General features: G+C 51.6%; 9 protein-coding genes, 3 pseudogenes and 2 other annotated features. Of the genes and pseudogenes, 3 read left to right on the plus strand and 9 right to left on the minus strand.

The genetic code is table 11. From position 1 onward, the window contains the following. Positions 1-37: 37 nt before the first annotated feature. The 3 genes and pseudogenes from BEB54_RS26475 to BEB54_RS29560 all read right to left on the minus strand — a co-directional run. A pseudogene (locus BEB54_RS26475) lies at positions 38-580 on the minus strand (tyrosine-type recombinase/integrase); the annotation flags it as partial. Between the two features lie 221 nt (positions 581-801). Further along, positions 802-1,164, minus strand: coding sequence for a hypothetical protein (locus tag BEB54_RS29555; protein WP_225403483.1), 363 nt, complete (start codon positions 1,162-1,164; stop codon positions 802-804). Next, the gene (locus BEB54_RS29560; RefSeq protein WP_225403482.1) at positions 1,152-1,376 is read right to left on the minus strand and encodes a hypothetical protein; all 225 of its coding nucleotides are present in this window, start codon (positions 1,374-1,376) and stop codon (positions 1,152-1,154) included. Before BEB54_RS29560 ends, BEB54_RS29555 begins: the two co-directional genes overlap by 13 nt. A gap of 197 nt (positions 1,377-1,573) precedes the next feature. Here BEB54_RS29560 and BEB54_RS26485 point away from each other — a divergent pair. Continuing rightward, a protein-coding gene (locus BEB54_RS26485; protein WP_441006694.1) for an IS3 family transposase occupies positions 1,574-2,787 on the plus strand; the annotation gives its coding sequence in 2 pieces (ribosomal slippage) (positions 1,574-1,862 and positions 1,862-2,787; 1,215 coding nt in all). Then, positions 1,855-1,971, plus strand: a sequence feature (AL1L pseudoknot). It overlaps the preceding gene by 117 nt. 171 nt (positions 2,788-2,958) lie before the next feature. Here BEB54_RS26485 and iutA read toward each other — a convergent pair. Genes iutA through iucA form a run of 5 tightly spaced genes read right to left on the minus strand, consistent with a single transcriptional unit; the run spans position 2,959 to position 10,908 of the window. Next, entirely contained in the window at positions 2,959-5,154 is a 2,196-nt protein-coding gene (gene iutA / locus BEB54_RS26495) for a ferric aerobactin receptor IutA (RefSeq protein WP_148724811.1), read from the minus strand. Positions 5,155-5,159: 5 nt separating this feature from the next. Beyond that, entirely contained in the window at positions 5,160-6,497 is a 1,338-nt protein-coding gene (gene iucD / locus BEB54_RS26500; RefSeq protein ID WP_000750141.1) for an NADPH-dependent L-lysine N(6)-monooxygenase IucD, read from the minus strand. Beyond that, on the minus strand, positions 6,494-8,236 hold the full coding sequence (iucC, locus tag BEB54_RS26505) for an NIS family aerobactin synthetase IucC (RefSeq protein WP_001015709.1): 1,743 nt from the start codon (positions 8,234-8,236) through the stop codon (positions 6,494-6,496). Before iucC ends, iucD begins: the two co-directional genes overlap by 4 nt. Further along, on the minus strand, positions 8,236-9,183 hold the full coding sequence (gene iucB, locus BEB54_RS26510) for a N(6)-hydroxylysine O-acetyltransferase IucB (protein ID WP_001287497.1): 948 nt from the start codon (positions 9,181-9,183) through the stop codon (positions 8,236-8,238). The genes iucC and iucB overlap by 1 nt, the downstream gene beginning before the upstream one ends. Continuing rightward, the gene (gene iucA / locus BEB54_RS26515; RefSeq protein WP_001299620.1) at positions 9,184-10,908 is read right to left on the minus strand and encodes an aerobactin synthase IucA; all 1,725 of its coding nucleotides are present in this window, start codon (positions 10,906-10,908) and stop codon (positions 9,184-9,186) included. It lies immediately after the preceding gene. Positions 10,909-11,043: 135 nt separating this feature from the next. Between iucA and BEB54_RS26520 the strand changes: the two genes are divergently transcribed. Together BEB54_RS26520 and BEB54_RS26525 are read left to right on the plus strand one after the other, a co-directional pair. Continuing rightward, entirely contained in the window at positions 11,044-12,237 is a 1,194-nt protein-coding gene (locus tag BEB54_RS26520; RefSeq protein ID WP_000074481.1) for an MFS transporter, read from the plus strand. Positions 12,238-12,622: 385 nt separating this feature from the next. Then, positions 12,623-13,620: pseudogene (locus BEB54_RS26525) on the plus strand (IS3 family transposase); the annotation flags it as partial. Continuing rightward, positions 12,688-12,804: a sequence feature (AL1L pseudoknot), on the plus strand. It overlaps the preceding pseudogene by 117 nt. A gap of 1,294 nt (positions 13,621-14,914) precedes the next feature. Here BEB54_RS26525 and BEB54_RS29765 read toward each other — a convergent pair. Further along, positions 14,915-15,124: pseudogene (locus BEB54_RS29765) on the minus strand (hypothetical protein); the annotation flags it as partial. Between the last annotated feature and the right edge of the window lie 78 nt (positions 15,125-15,202).

Here is a 15,202-nt window from a genome sequence, read left to right on the forward strand (position 1 = left end):
CATGAGATATCCGAAAGGGATTTAAAAAAGTCAGAGCTTAAGGAATTCTTTTGAGCATAGACACCGCATCGGACTCAAGCATCGAAAACTGCACCCGGTGCCGTGCAGCCACATCCAGTGCAAATACCTTCGTGTAGACCTCCGTTGAACTGATGGACTTATGCCCCATCAGGCTCTGCAGGACCTTCAGCGGTATACCGACATACAGCATGTGCATCGCATAGGAATGGCGGAACGTATGTGGCGTGACCGGGACAGATAACGTCACACCGTCAGCGGTAACCGCTTCCCCAATCCAGGCCCTGACCGTTCTGTCCGTCACTTCCCAGATCCGCGCTTTCTCTCTCCTGCCTGTCCGTTTATTACGCCGTTCCATGGGGATTTTCAGTGTGGCCACCATCGTCTGCAGCTGGCTGACGTACCAAGAGTCGGAGAGCGGAACCAGCCGGTGAGTCTACTGCCCGGCTGGCGTTCTTCCTGCCGTCCTGGCTGCTTTTTCTGTCCGCTGCTTCAGAGTGACCAGCAGGTATTTTGGCAGTTCATCATGAACCATCGACATATCCCTCAGTGAAGAGGAGGCTTATGGATGGTGTCGCTGCGGTAATTTCAGAACGTGCCATCATCCGTCCTGTATAGCGCATCTTCCTGCAGAAGGGTTTCAGCCGCCGCGGTAATAAATGCTCGTACCGTGCAGATAGCATTCTGCACACTCCCCGAACTGATATACACGGGTTCAAGAGATTCGGTAACTCCATCACGGTGTACCAGTGCGTTTCGGACCTTGATTACCCTCTCAAGTTCCTACAAAGGCCACTCATGCGGTGTTGCCAGCATCGTTGAAAAATACCGATCTATCACTTTGTGGCTCTGAAACGTTTTCTTCGCCACAAGAGACTGAGCTCGCCAGGTATAAACCTTCTCAGGAGTGGCTGTATCCGGTTCCTGCTCGACCCATTTGGAAGCACGTAATTTTCTTCTGTCTTCCTTATTAGCAATCAGCGAATCAGCTACCTGCAGAAATCGCTGCAAATGTGGAGGATGATTAAGAAGTGCCCTTGCGCTGTACATCAGAAAACTGTCCAACACACTCACACAATGAACGTAAGCCATTCGCTCCACAATTCCCGGTTGGTTGAACTGCATCAGGTTCTCTAACTCAAACAATTCATCTTTTGCATCCTGCAGACGGTCAGGAATACTGCAAGCGAAGCCTCAAAATATTGCTGCTCAGCCGCCTCTTCCATCCAGTCCTGAAACCAGCTGTATTCCTGTGCTGCCGCATCCCATTCAGGAGTTCCTTCCTCAGCATCCGTGTAATTTTCCGCAATCCATTCATCAGTGCGTTCTTCCTGAATTTCAAACAGCAGTTCTTTCATTTTTCCCATTTATACCTCACTGAATCTCCTGAAATCCCGCCTGGCATTTGTCTGTGCTCATTCCAGGATTAGATTTATTCAGTATCCATGCTTGGCGTAATGTGATGCGATGTTTTTATCCAGAGGTATACCGCACGAAAGCATGAACCGCCCCGGAAATCCTGGAGACTAAACTCCCTGAGAAAGAGGTAAACAGGATGACTAAAAATACTCGTTTTTCCCCCGAAGTCCGTCAACGCGCAGTTCGTATGGTTCTGGAAAGTCAGGGCGAATATGACTCACAGTGGGCGGCAATTTGTTCCATTGCCCCAAAGATTGGCTGTACGCCGGAGACTCTGCGTGTCTGGGTTCGCCAGCATGAGCGGGATACCGGGGGCGGTGATGGTGGGCTCACCAGCGCTGAACGTCAGCGTCTGAAAGAGCTGGAACGTGAAAATCGTGAACTGCGCTGCAGTAACGATATCCTTCGCCAGGCTTCCGCTTATTTTGCGAAGGCGGAGTTCGACCGCCTCTGGAAAAAATGATGCCACTGCTGGATAAGCTGCGTGAGCAGTACGGGGTCAGACCGGTATGCAGCGAACTGCATATTGCCCCGTCAACGTATTACCATTGTCAGCAACAGCGACATCATCCGGATAAACGCAGTGCCCGTGCGCAGCACGATGACTGGCTGAAGAAAGAGATACAGCGCGTATACGATGAAAATCACCAGGTATACGGTGTGCGTAAAGTCTGGCGTCAGTTGTTACGGGAAGGTATCAGAGTGGCCAGATGCACTGTGGCACGTCTCATGGCAGTTATGGGACTTGCCGGTGTTCTCCGGGGTAAAAAGGTCCGCACTACCGTCAGCCGGAAAGCCGTTGCCGCATGCGACCGCGTAAACCGTCAGTTCGTGGCAGAACGTCCAGACCAGTTGTGGGTGGCTGATTTTACCTGGGTAAGCACATGGCAGGGCTTCGTTTATGTGGCGTTCATCATTGATGTGTTCGCCGGATACATCGTGGGATGGCGGGTCTCATCGTCCATGGAAACGACATTCGTGCTGGATGCACTGGAGCAGGCGTTATGGGCCCGTCGACCGTCCGGCACGGTCCATCACAGTGATAAAGGTTCTCAGTATGTATCGCTGGCCTACACACAGCGGCTTAAGGAAGCCGGATTACTGGCATCAACAGGAAGTACAGGCGACTCGTATGACAACGCGATGGCGGAGAGCATCAATGGTCTTTACAAAGCGGAGGTAATACACCGTAAGAGCTGGAAAAACCGGACAGAAGTGGAACTGGCCACACTAACGTGGGTGGACTGGTATAACAATCGACGATTGCTGGGAAGGCTGGGCCATACTCCTCCGGCAGAAGCAGAAAAAGCTTATTATGCTTCCATCGGAAACAATGATCTGGCAGCCTGAGTTCACAGATAAAACACTCTCCAGGAAACCCGGGGCGGTTCATTCAGTGGTGAACAGTCCATTCCGGAGACGGAATATCTTGTTAAGGCTGTATATTATACTGGCTGTAAACAACATGGCCACCAAGGACCATGTTGTTTACAGCATACCCTTGTTACAAAAGAATCCCCGTCAGAACAGCACTGAGTAGTTCAGACCAAAGGTTCGGCCCCGGCCTTTGTAGTCGTACAGTGAAGCAGGGCCGTAACCCGGGCTGTAGTACAGAGGTGCACGCTGTCCCCAGACAGTGGTATAGTCACGGTCGAAGAGGTTCTCAACGCTGAAGCTGAGTGTTCCCACCGGAAGCAGCCAACTACTGATAAAATCGACGGTAGTGTAACCATTAATATCGTTACCCTCTGCATCGCTTACGTCGAAAGAAGTGGTGCTCTGCACACGCAGACTCCACGGTTCCGGCGCCCAGCTAATGTAAGCTGTCGCTTTCGATGGACTTGATTCCTTCACGTCATATTTTTGCCATTGACCGTTCACTTTCGACTCGGTTTTCAGCACATTGAAGTTCACACCGGTACTCCAGTCAGTATCCGGGATCTGGTAGTCCACCGCACCTTCCACGCCGTAAATACGGCGCCTGTCGTCCTTCACACTGATGGTCAGATCTTTATTCCTTTCCACGCTCTTATTGGAAAGCGAGTAATATGCTGCGATTTGAGTCCGCAGGTTGTCACCGGTAAAGCGCCAGCCCAGTTCATAAGAATCGACTTTCACGCCTTCCAGCTTACTGTCGCTGACGTTCACGCTCTTTGTCAGGGGAAGATGGCCGTTCACTGCTGCACCATAGATGCCGCGACCATAATATTTCCCCGGATCCGGCAATGCCACCCCCTGGGAAAAATTGAACCATGCCTGCTGACGTTCGGTGATGTGCATCAGCAGACCAGCATTGAACAGAAAGTTATCGTAATCTACCGAACCACCAGGAATGGCGTCGGCAGATATCGCCTTCCCGGCAGCAATCTTCTGTTGCTGCGTGTAGTCGATAAAATCATCTACCCTGTTCTCAGTATACTGATAGCGTACGCCACCGCTGACGGTAAAAATATCATTAATGTCATAGCTGGATTGCAGGAAGGCCGCCAGATTGGTGATGTCATATGACGGATAGCGCCCGGTGGTGTAAATCTTATGGTTGTTCAGCCCTCCGGAAGCACTTGCCTGAGCCAGATCGAAGAACATCTGGTTGGAGGTAAAGCGCTCATGCTCAGCATCCAGCCCCCAGGTGATTTGCCAGCCGTCCATCAGTTGGCTGTTCAGAGTCAGTTTCATGCCGTACTGGTCGGTATCCTGCTGTGACGAGGAGAAAGCCGTCGCCTGTTTATTCGCATTTACCGTCGGGAACGGGTAGAACCGCAACGACTCATCGCGGTAGTAAACCTGACCGACCAGTTCCTGTCTCAGGAAATCACTGTCAGAGTACTGCAGGCTGATCAAATGCCGCTCAGTGCCGGGAATGCGGTCAGAATTCAGCCCCTTACTGACGTATGGTGTGCTGCTCCCGCTGATGGCGGAAAAGCCTTTCCCGAGATTAAGCCCGTAATTGTCGTCCCCCTGACTTTTATAGTACTGCGTTATCAGTTGAAGCTGCCGGGATTCATCGATGTTCAGCGTACCGGTTCCCATGATGTCCAGCCGATTGGAGTGCTGCAGGCCGGTCTGGGTGTTATCAAGCAGGGTGGCATCGCCGTTACCGTCAAACCAGCCGCCAAATTTCTGATATGCCACGGAAAGACGTCCGGAGATATGGTCATTTCCGCCGGAGACAGCACCGGCAATGCGCTCATCGTGATCTTTACTGCTGTTAAAGCCACTTTTTGTGCCAGCCTCAAACTCCATCATGGTTTCCGGCTGGCCTTTTTTGGTCACGATGTTTATCAACCCTCCGGTACTCCCGCCACCGTACAGGGCCGTCGCGCCGGAGATCACTTCAATATGGTCGATATTAAAAGGATCGACAGAGTCCAGTTGTCGGCTGTCGGAACGTGAAGAGTTGAGGCGCACACCGTCAATCAGGACAACCAGCGGGCGGCCACGCATGTTCATACCGTAGTTGGTTCGGCTCTGGCTGCTGACATCAAGGCCGGGGATTAACTGAGCCAGTGCGTCTTTCAGCTCTTTACCGCCCTGAATCTGCTGCTCCAGTTCGGCATTTTCGATAACCCAGGTGGTTTGCGCCATCTCCGCTACAGTTCGATTGCTGCGGCTGGCAGACACTATGATCTCATTATCATCGTTTTGCTGGGCGACAGCTGGTGACAACACGACAAGAAGCAGCGGACCAAGAGCCCGGGGCATATACTTTTTGCGCATCATCGTTATTCCTGAATATTTGTTGTATAGTGAGTTAAAGAAGCAGCCTCCGGCTGCGGTTTTTTCCGGCTGCCGCTGCGCCACTGAATCAGTGCGGGCGGCATACTGAGATCGAATAAATCACGCCCCAGTACGCGATTAAGAATACGTGCAGATCTCCAGGCCATCAGGCTGAGCTGGGGTTCGGCGATGCCATGAGTTTGCATGCTGGCGTTGACCGCAAAGATGTTATTTTCTTTCGGGCCACTCCATTCCAGAGTGAAGTCATCACGCACTTTAAAGGTGTTCTTATCGTGCATGGTGATCAAGGGCATCAGTGAGGGAAGTATTTGTGGCAATGCAGAACGGTAACCTGTGGCGAAAATCACCACATCACTTTCCAGGCTCTCTCTGCCCCGATCCAGATGATGTTCCATCAATAACTTCCAGCCCGGACCACTACTTTCCAGAGTTGTTACCGAGCGGCTGGGTAGCAGACGGATATTTCTTGGTTTTCTCAGAACTTCAAAACGGTGGTACAACTCACGATAAATGGTCAGTAAAGAATCGGCAGTGATGCCATCCGATGTCATTTTCTGCTCATCCAGTAACTGATGGCGAATATCTTCCTTCAGTCCGGAGAAGCCTGAAATATATTCAGGTGTAAAATACTCATCAGCAAAAGCAGCCTCATCCAGTGCGTTAAAATTATTACGCCGTGAGACCCAGTTTATTTCCGCCGCTTCTCCCCATTCCCCGCGTAATGCATTAAGGAACAGGTCTGCACCACTCTGTCCTCCACCAACCACAGTTATCCGTTTTCCACTCAGGTCCGGCCGACGAAGATTCATTTCACTGGCATGGAAACAGGATTGTGTCACATGCTTCACACAGGGTGGTAAATAAGGTTGTTTTCCTGTACCAAGGCAGATATTGCGGGCAAAATATTCTCCCCGACTGGTCTGAACCAGAAACAATCGACTTTTTTTGTCGAAATCAATATTTTCAACGGTATGACTGAAATACAGGTTATTCATATCTTCAGCAGCCCAGCGGAGATAGTCAGAAAACTCTTCACGGGATACTGTACGTAGTCTGCTTGTAAGGAAGCGATAGAACTTTTTGTGCTTCACCAGATAGTTAACAAAGCTGTAGGGATTTGTAGGTGCAACTGCACTGACCAGATCTTTCAGAAAGACAGTCTGCATATGACAATCCGGTACCAGCATACCCGGATGCCAGGAAAAATGAGGATGTTCGTCAAAGAAGAGACAGTTCAGTTCTTCGATCTGATGTGACAATGCAGCAATACTGAGATTAAATGGCCCTGTCCCGACACCAATAAAATCGACACTTTTTTTCATGATTCATATTCCTGAGTTACCAGCCACAGCGGATTTTGCAGATTCTCAAGGTAATTCGGCAGCATGCGACTGCCGCCATCCTGGTCCGGCCAGGTCAGTTTTACCGGGTTCAGCACCACGCGAATGATTTGTGGCCTGAAGAGTGAGAAAAGCGCAAAACGCTCTGACATTTGTGGATGTTTGTTCATGTAATCACTCAACACTGCTGCCAGCAGTTGATAAAATCGCCTTTCAGGTACGCCAAGACGAACCATCAGTGGCGAAATAAAACGCAGTACTGTCACGAAGTGACCCGTCTGCAAATCATGGATTAAGTAGTCCGCACTCAGACGGGATGTGACATCACGCACCTCCTGAGGCAAAGAGTCCATTTCGGGAAACGCTTCTTTCACCAACCGCATATCGCCCTGGAAGTCTTTCAGCAGAACACGCTGTGGTACCCCCTCTTTCATGGCGAGCGTTATATTTTGTCCGTGTGCAATAAGCGCGACACCGTAGCGGCAAAGCAGGTGATACAGCGGAACCACAACCACCCGGAACAATTGCGTAAGCCAGGTTTCAGCGTCCAGTCCGGAGCGGTCGATATATGCGCCTGCCAGCGGCTGATTGTTTTCGTCGCACTCCATCAGTGTTGCCATCAGAACCGGACTTTCATCCGGTTTCAGCCAGCGGCACGGATTCTCCCGCCAGATAACACCAAGCATTTCCTGGTAGCGATAGGGAGCCCGGGCAAGCGCGGCATAGCCTTCATGGGACACATAGCCTGCAGCCGGTTCACCAAGGATCACTGCGCCGCTTTGCACCAGGGTGGCGTCGGTCGCAAAAACCTGTTGCAGCCAGCGTGAAGCCAGTGGTCCGGCAGCGATATATCTGCCAGGGATCCCCCGGTAGCATGAGGTGTTGTAGATGGTCAGCGGCAGCTTGATATCCAGCCCTCCCCGGCGGCTGGCGTTGGTCAGGGTACGCAGCGACTGCTGGGCGAGCCACTGGTCGCCAAACTCGCCGAGAGACACCATCCTGCCTTCGGCAAAATCAGCGATGAAGTCGGTGGCGATTTTTTGCTGCCACTGCCACGGATGTACCGGCAGCGGCAGCCAGTTGTGATCCAGCCCGTTTTCCTGCCAGACCTGACTGAAGCGTGTAAACTCCTGCGGATCCATTGCGGCAGTCAACAACTGCTGAATATCCAGATCGTTGTCGCAGCGCCAGATCATATGTTCACGTTTTACCGCCAGCCAGTGCAGTCTGAAGGTGTTGGCATACTCTGGCGCATATCGTTCCAGCGCCTCTTTGCCCCAGCCACGGCGACCTTTATTAAAAACGAATTTAGGATGACCGCTCAGCAGGCATTGCAGACGATCGGCATCAAGATTAATCAGGTCACTGGCACTCAGTCCGCGACGGGCCTTCAGCAGTTGCAGGTCGCCCAGTAGCGTGGCATACAAATCCTGCATATGCTCTGCAACAGTGGCATCACTCATTGACAGCACCGGCTTTAGCTGCATCAGCAGCGTCTGCGCCAGTACTGGTTCGTCCGTGCAGCGCAACGTTTGGGCATCAATCCACAGCCAGCCCCAGATACCACGTTCAGCGATGAAGCGCCATTGTGCTCCCGGCAGGTTAATGCAGTAGTGGTCATCGCCCTGAGATTCCGCGTGGAAAACCTGCTCATACTCCATCTCAGACAACATTTTTGCCACCAGCCGACGGTTAACAAAATCCCAGTCCTTGTGATTCATTACAGACCGACCTCCGTGAAGAAGTGATGACGATCCGCCATCACCATGCGCGAGCGCTTATGTGGGAAGTCGAACTCTTTAATTGTCCGGTATCCCGCAGGCTCAAGATGGCGGAACAGGCGCTGGTTATCGGTGCGTGGCTCCAGTACTGTGCGCTGCGTACGGGGCTCATCCAGCAGCAGGTAATGTGTCAGCCCGCGCAGCCAGCTTTGCACATAGTGGGCCCCGCGCCATTGCTGTTCACCAACCAGCAGATGCAGGCCACGGTCAAAGGGCTGCCACGAATAGTGACGACCAATGCGGTCTTCCGCCGCCCAGTAGATTTCAAAATAGCTGAATGGCCGATCGTCGAAGCACCCAATCAGCGGAAATGCATGTTTACCGGTGAGCTGGCGCTCCAGATAGGCGGTCTGTACCTCCAGTGAGCCACTTTGCTCCCAGAAATACTCAACGCGCGGATCATTCATCCAGCGGGTGAAACGTTCTGCATCAGAAACGGGATCGGCAATGCGGAAACTCAGCATCCTGCGAATACGTGGATCGTAACGGCGGTAAACCTCACCCTGCGGACGGGGTGGGCGCTGCGGGAAATAAATCTCACGCTCTGCATCAAAAACCATTTCACCGGAGGCCCGGTTTGCCGGTGAACTCAACCATAACGGTAACTGCCAGAAGGCGGTACGATGGATAATGTCGCTTTTTACCTGCCCAAAAAGCGTCAGCGCCTGTGGCTCCTCACACCATTCGGCCCAGGGGAGAGCCACTGCTGACAGTTGTGGTGCGGCGATAAATATCTGATCCAGCGCATCGCACAGCCACCCTGTCGGCAGCTCCCCGGGACAGTGCAACACCGCGCTATTGTCCAGTCCCCAGCCAAGATTCAGGGGCTTGTCGAGTTTTTCACAGCGCAGTCCATATCTGCTGTGAATAATGTTTGCCTCAGACATTCAGACCTCCTGAGCCTGCAGCGGGTTAGCGAAATCGAAATAGATCACCGAAGGGTCAACAATGGTGTTCTCGTTATGATCGTTCAGATAACAGAAAAAGTTACCTTTTACGTTCCAGTACGGACTTTCCAGCACGTAGTTGAGACAGGTTTTATGAGTCACCTGATCACGCACTTCAGCCAGCGATGCTCGTACACGAGCCATCAGATTCGATTCGCTGTCCAGCCCGGCAGCCCCCAGCGCAGCGGTCACAGCAAAAGTGGAGTTAACCAGCAGGTAATAAGGGAAATAGCGCAGCAACTGCTCATGGGTGAAAATATTTTCCGCCTGCGCCTCGCCAATAGAATCGAGCCAGTCTGTCGCGTGAGGCATAAAAGCGCTGCCCTGACAGTCACGGTAAATAAATCCGACCGGCAGATCCCCAAGCATCTGGACAAGAATATTTTGCTGATGCGCCAGCAGCACCAGGCCGTAATCCGCTTCAGCCGTAAACAGCGGCTTTAGCACTTGCTGACAGTATGCATCGACCCATGCATGGGCGGCCTGTTGCACAGTGATACCGAGGCGATCGCTCAGGCGTTTTACCGCCGAAACCAGCAGCGAATCACCGCCATCAGGTGCGGCCTGAGTCAGGGAGACCAGTACGTTGGTCTGGCTTTTCGGCTGATCCACCAGCAGATTTTCACGCAGGGCAAACAGACTTTCCTGCATGATGTTGCCGTTAAGATCGAGCAGCCCGGCCCAGCCATCCTCCTGCATTACCCGGAAAGTCGGGAAGCGGACCTGTAGCATCTGCCAGCCGTCGGTTTGAGCCAGGCGTGCCAGGCGCATCCCACGCTTCACTTCTTTCACGGACAGAGTACGGATGGAGTTGGTCAGCCGTACGCTCAGGGAGAACTTGATCATATCGCGGCTGGTGGCACAGTAGAGGGAACGGGAAGAGGTGGTCGGCAGCCACGACGTGCCGGCCTCACCTAAGTCTTTAATCAGCCCTTTAGCAACAAGTGCCTGGCACCACCCCTGCTGCAAAAGATATTCCCCCTGCCACGGGTGCAACGGGAACAGCCATTGGTTGTCACTTAATTCGTTGAGTAACTGAGGCGCATTCTCTGCGGCAAATCGCGTCAGCCGCTGTTGAAGGTTGAGATGCAAACTTTCACCGGCGATTTGCGTTTTATCCACCGAAAACCACCGCAGTGGGAAGTGGGGTGCCATATCAGGCAGGTAGCGTTCAGCCTCCCGCCGGTTAAACGGTTCATGAGACTTAGGCGCAGGGTGGAAAGCGTGTCCTGTCAGCAGCGCCTGCTCAGCTTCGCCAAAATTCAACGCTTTTTCACGCAGGGCGGTCCAGTCATGACGGGCATCAATTGCCTGTTGCGTATGGGCGTGGCTTTCCAGCACGCGCTGGTGGAAAGTTTCGCAGAGGGGAACGGGCAGAAACAGTTGATGCCGTAGCTTATCAATAATAAGCCGGGAGAGAGTGGTAAAGTCGACAGGATAACTGCCTGATGCCGTGACCAGACGTGCAGGAAATGCAAAGCGGTGATGCTGGGTTGGGGAGAAATAAGCCACTCTGAAATGGAGCGATTTCTGCTCATCCAGCGGGATGATCAATTCGTCTGGCGGGTATTCTGTCAGTTTCCAGTCTGTGGTTTCACGAATCAGTGCATTCAGGAAGCACTGCGCAGCCACATCTGTGGCTGGTTTTTCAGAGGGCAGGGTCATAGTCAAACAGCTCCCACACAGTAAAATAATAACAATTATGTCAATAATGATTCTCATTATCAATAAGAAATGTTATTGTCAGATGAATTAATTTTACAAATAAACACAATTAATACATGGAGTTGAAACATTAAAATGTCACCTGGGATCGAAGATACGCCCCAAAAACCACTGTCCTGCTGGCCACTTGCGTTCAGTGCCGGGCTTCTCGGTATCGGGCAGAACGGTCTGCTGGTTGTGCTCCCTGTTCTGGTCATACAGACAAATCTGAGTCTGTCTGTATGGGCTGCCCTGCTGATGCTTGGCTCAATGCTGTTTCTGCCATCGTCCCCGTGGTGGGGAAAGCAAATTTCCCGTACTGGCAGTAAACCTGTGGTGTTGTGGGCTCTGGGAGGATATGGCATAAGCTTTACCCTGCTAGGGCTGGGAAGCGTGCTGATGGCTACCAGCGCCATAACAACAGCGGTGGGACTGGGAATATTAATCATCGCCCGGATCGCCTACGGGCTGACCGTGTCGGCAATGGTGCCAGCCTGTCAGGTCTGGGCATTGCAGAGAGCAGGAGAAGGGAATCGCATGGCCGCTCTGGCAACCATCAGCTCCGGCCTGAGTTGCGGCAGGCTATTCGGGCCGCTGTGCGCGGCAGCAATGCTGGCCATTCATCCTCTGGCGCCACTGGGGCTGCTGATGGCAGCCCCAGTGCTGGCGCTGCTGATGCTGCTGCGGTTGCCCGGCACACCACCACAGCCCACACCGGAGCGCAAGAGCGTCAGTCTGAAGCGGGATTGTCTGCCTTATCTGCTTTGCGCAATATTACTGGCTGCGGCGGTGAGCATGATGCAGCTTGGACTTTCGCCTGCCCTTACTCGCCAGTTCGCCACGGATACCACCGCCATTAGCCAACAGGTGGCCTGGCTGTTGGGTCTGTCCGCAGTAGCTGCGCTTATCGCGCAGTTCGGGGTACTCCGTCCGCAGCGCCTGACTCCGGTGGCCCTGCTCCTGAGTGCCGGAGTGTTGATGAGTGGTGGTCTGGCTATCATGCTCTCCGAACAGCTATGGTTGTTTTACCCGGGCTGTGCAGTGCTGTCATTTGGAGCTGCTCTGGCAACACCCGCTTATCAACTTCTACTGAATGATAAGCTGGCTGATGGCGCAGGCGCGGGCTGGCTCGCTACCAGTCACACACTTGGCTATGGACTGTGCGCTTTGCTGGTGCCGCTGGTATCGAAAACAGGTGTCGCAATCGCGCTGATTATGGCGGCATTATTTGCAACTATATTATTTACCATTGTGTCTGTATTTATCTGGCATTACCGTGCTATCAAATAAAGATATGATCATCACCTTACCGGAGTAAATCAGAGGATATGAGAGAGAACCTGCGTCTGATGAAAGCATGTCAGGCAGTAACACTGGCAAAAATGCACCGCATGGTACAGGGTATGTTCGGTATAAAACCGGCCGGTGTCACTTAAGTTGCATTGAAGTCATGCTGGTTGTGAGTGCAACATCACATGGCTCTGTCCGGATGCCTGCAGACAATGAGAACAGTGCGATTACTCATTGGGAATGAGATGAACGCATCCCCAACATTAGATCTGGGGCACCGTGATAAATAAAGGGGAAAATCAGAGAGGTGTCGAGCCTCGCAGATTTCCGGCATCATAGTGCCCAATACGGGATGCATAAAACTCTCTCAGAGTGGCGTTGATACCTGAAAGAGCTGGAGCGTGAAAATCGTGAACTGCGCCGCAGTAACGATATCCTTCGCCAGGCTTCCGCTTATTTTGCGAAGGCGGAGTTCGACCGCCTCTGGAAAAAATGATGCCACTGCTGGATAAGCTGCGTGAGCAGTACGGGGTCAGACCGGTATGCAGCGAACTGCATATTGCCCCGTCAACGTATTACCATTGTCAGCAACAGCGACATCATCCGGATAAACGCAGTGCCCGTGCGCAGCACGATGACTGGCTGAAGAAAGAGATACAGCGCGTATACGATGAAAATCACCAGGTATACGGTGTGCGTAAAGTCTGGCGTCAGTTGTTACGGGAAGGTATCAGAGTGGCCAGATGCACTGTGGCACGTCTCATGGCAGTTATGGGACTTGCCGGTGTTCTCCGGGGTAAAAAGGTCCGCACTACCGTCAGCCGGAAAGCCGTTGCCGCATGCGACCGCGTAAACCGTCAGTTCGTGGCAGAACGTCCAGACCAGTTGTGGGTGGCTGATTTTACCTGGGTAAGCACATGGCAGGGCTTCGTTTATGTGGCGTTCATCATTGATGTGTTCGCCGGATACATCGTGGGATGGCGGGTCTCATCGTCCATGGAAACGACATTCGTGCTGGATGCACTGGAGCAGGCGTTATGGGCCCGTCGACCGTCCGGCACGGTCCATCACAGTGATAAAGGTTCTCAGTATGTATCGCTGGCCTACACACAGCGGCTTAAGGAAGCCGGATTACTGGCATCAACAGGAAGTACAGGCGACTCGTATGACAACGCGATGGCGGAGAGCATCAATGGTCTTTACAAAGCGGAGGTAATACACCGTAAGAGCTGGAAAAACCGTGCAGAAGTGGAACTGGCCACACTAACGTGGGTGGACTGGTATAACAATCGACGATTGCTGGAAAGGCTGGGCCATACTCCTCCGGCAGAAGCAGAAAAAGCTTATTATGCTTCCATCGGAAATAATGATCTGGCAGCCTGAGTTCACAGATAAAATACTCTCCAGGAAACCCGGGGCGGTTCAGCATGACCGGATTTTTATCAGTGGGTAGACAGTTGGGAGTGAAGCCTGAACACACCCATTGTTGTCTGTGCACATCAAGCGTGGCCAGAATACGACCCGACGCGCTGTAAATTGCAAACTGATGTGTATATACCGAACCGGTATATCCTGGCGGTACAGGGTTTATTTTTAACCATAGGAATTTATGACCACAACGTGTCAGATAATTCCAGACATGAACTATTGATGCGCGCATTTAGTTCCTTAGTAAAAAGTCACCAATGGTAATTATGATGTGCAGCATAATCAGCTGCACATACCTCTACATCTGTCACTCTAATGACTTTCTCCTACCGCAATCATCACTCCACTGATAATAATCAGACATATAGACACATTATTAAATTAACGAATGGCCGTTCCGGTGAGATCCGATTTTCTGTCTTATAACAACTTTCCGGAAGTGTAACACGGTTGCGTCTTGGCTCTTGCACCCTTTTCTGTCGTTGTGAACGGGCCCACAGGGAATGAAGGAGACACAATATATAGTGTCATTAGCATCTAAATTAAGCACTATATGTTGTGCTGACAGAAGGTGGCGTTGTTGTGGGGGAAAAGGAAGATCCGTAACTATCAGGACTCTGACGATTAGTCTTAAGACTGTCGGTAAATTAAGTGATATCAGTTGTCAGGATATTCATGGAGTCAGTCTGTATGCACCTTTGCCATTGAAACAAACATATGAAGTGTACTTCGGATATGACCGTATGTTCAGGAAGTACGGCAGATTGAGTCGAAAATTACCTGTAAAGACAGACTTCAGAAAAAACAGTGCTCGCCGCAGACCGGTGACCGGGCGAAGCCCGCGAACCGGCGAGGAAGCGCAATATATCTGTAGTTACAGTGAGCAGGTACGCCCTGAAGCCTTCATAATCGGTAGTGTACGTTGTTTTTCTGGAATGATTTATCCACATATCCGGAGGCTCGATCCAGTAAACAGATCCATGAATGATCAACAAAGGATCCATTAAAGATCCCCATATCGCTGTAAACCTTGTCATTAATGGTCCGGGAGCACGATCACATAAGCTGTGGCATGTTAATGATAAACTGTAACAAGTTAATGATAAGCTGTATTAAGTAATGCATATACTGCAGTAAGTTAATGACATAAACTATGGTCAGTACGCCAGACTCAGCTGTTAAATACAGGCTGCAAATTTTTCTTCAGTCAGTTAGCGGGGTTCTGACATCCGATTTTCTGTTTATTCTTTTACTGTCCACAGGCAGGAGGCTTTCTGGAAAACGAAAATTCAGACATCAAAAAACTGTTCGGCGAGGTGGATAAGTCGTCCGGTGAACTGGTGACACTGACACCAAACAATAACAACACCGTACAGCCTGTGGCGCTGATGCGTCTGGGCGTCTTTGTACCGACCCTTAAATCACTGAAGAACAGTAAAAAAAATACTCTGTCACGTACTTGTCAGCGCCAGTGATATAAGACGGTAATTCACCATTTGGATTGTCCGCTCCACCCAACATGTTGTTTCCTTAAGGT

The organism is Escherichia sp. MOD1-EC6021, assembly GCF_002965245.1.
Taxonomy (GTDB): domain Bacteria; phylum Pseudomonadota; class Gammaproteobacteria; order Enterobacterales; family Enterobacteriaceae; genus Escherichia; species Escherichia coli_F.

Excerpts from the sequence above, each read along its gene's own strand:
- iucD (WP_000750141.1), bottom strand. The coding sequence starts at position 6,497 with ATGAAAAAAAGTGTCGATTTTATTGGTGTCGGGACAGGGCCATTTAAT.
- iucA (WP_001299620.1), bottom strand. The coding sequence starts at position 10,908 with ATGACCCTGCCCTCTGAAAAACCAGCCACAGATGTGGCTGCGCAGTGC.
- iucB (WP_001287497.1), bottom strand. The coding sequence starts at position 9,183 with ATGTCTGAGGCAAACATTATTCACAGCAGATATGGACTGCGCTGTGAA.
- BEB54_RS26520 (WP_000074481.1), top strand. The coding sequence starts at position 11,044 with ATGTCACCTGGGATCGAAGATACGCCCCAAAAACCACTGTCCTGCTGG.
- BEB54_RS29560 (WP_225403482.1), bottom strand. The coding sequence starts at position 1,376 with ATGAAAGAACTGCTGTTTGAAATTCAGGAAGAACGCACTGATGAATGG.
- iutA (WP_148724811.1), bottom strand. The coding sequence starts at position 5,154 with ATGCGCAAAAAGTATATGCCCCGGGCTCTTGGTCCGCTGCTTCTTGTC.
- iucC (WP_001015709.1), bottom strand. The coding sequence starts at position 8,236 with ATGAATCACAAGGACTGGGATTTTGTTAACCGTCGGCTGGTGGCAAAA.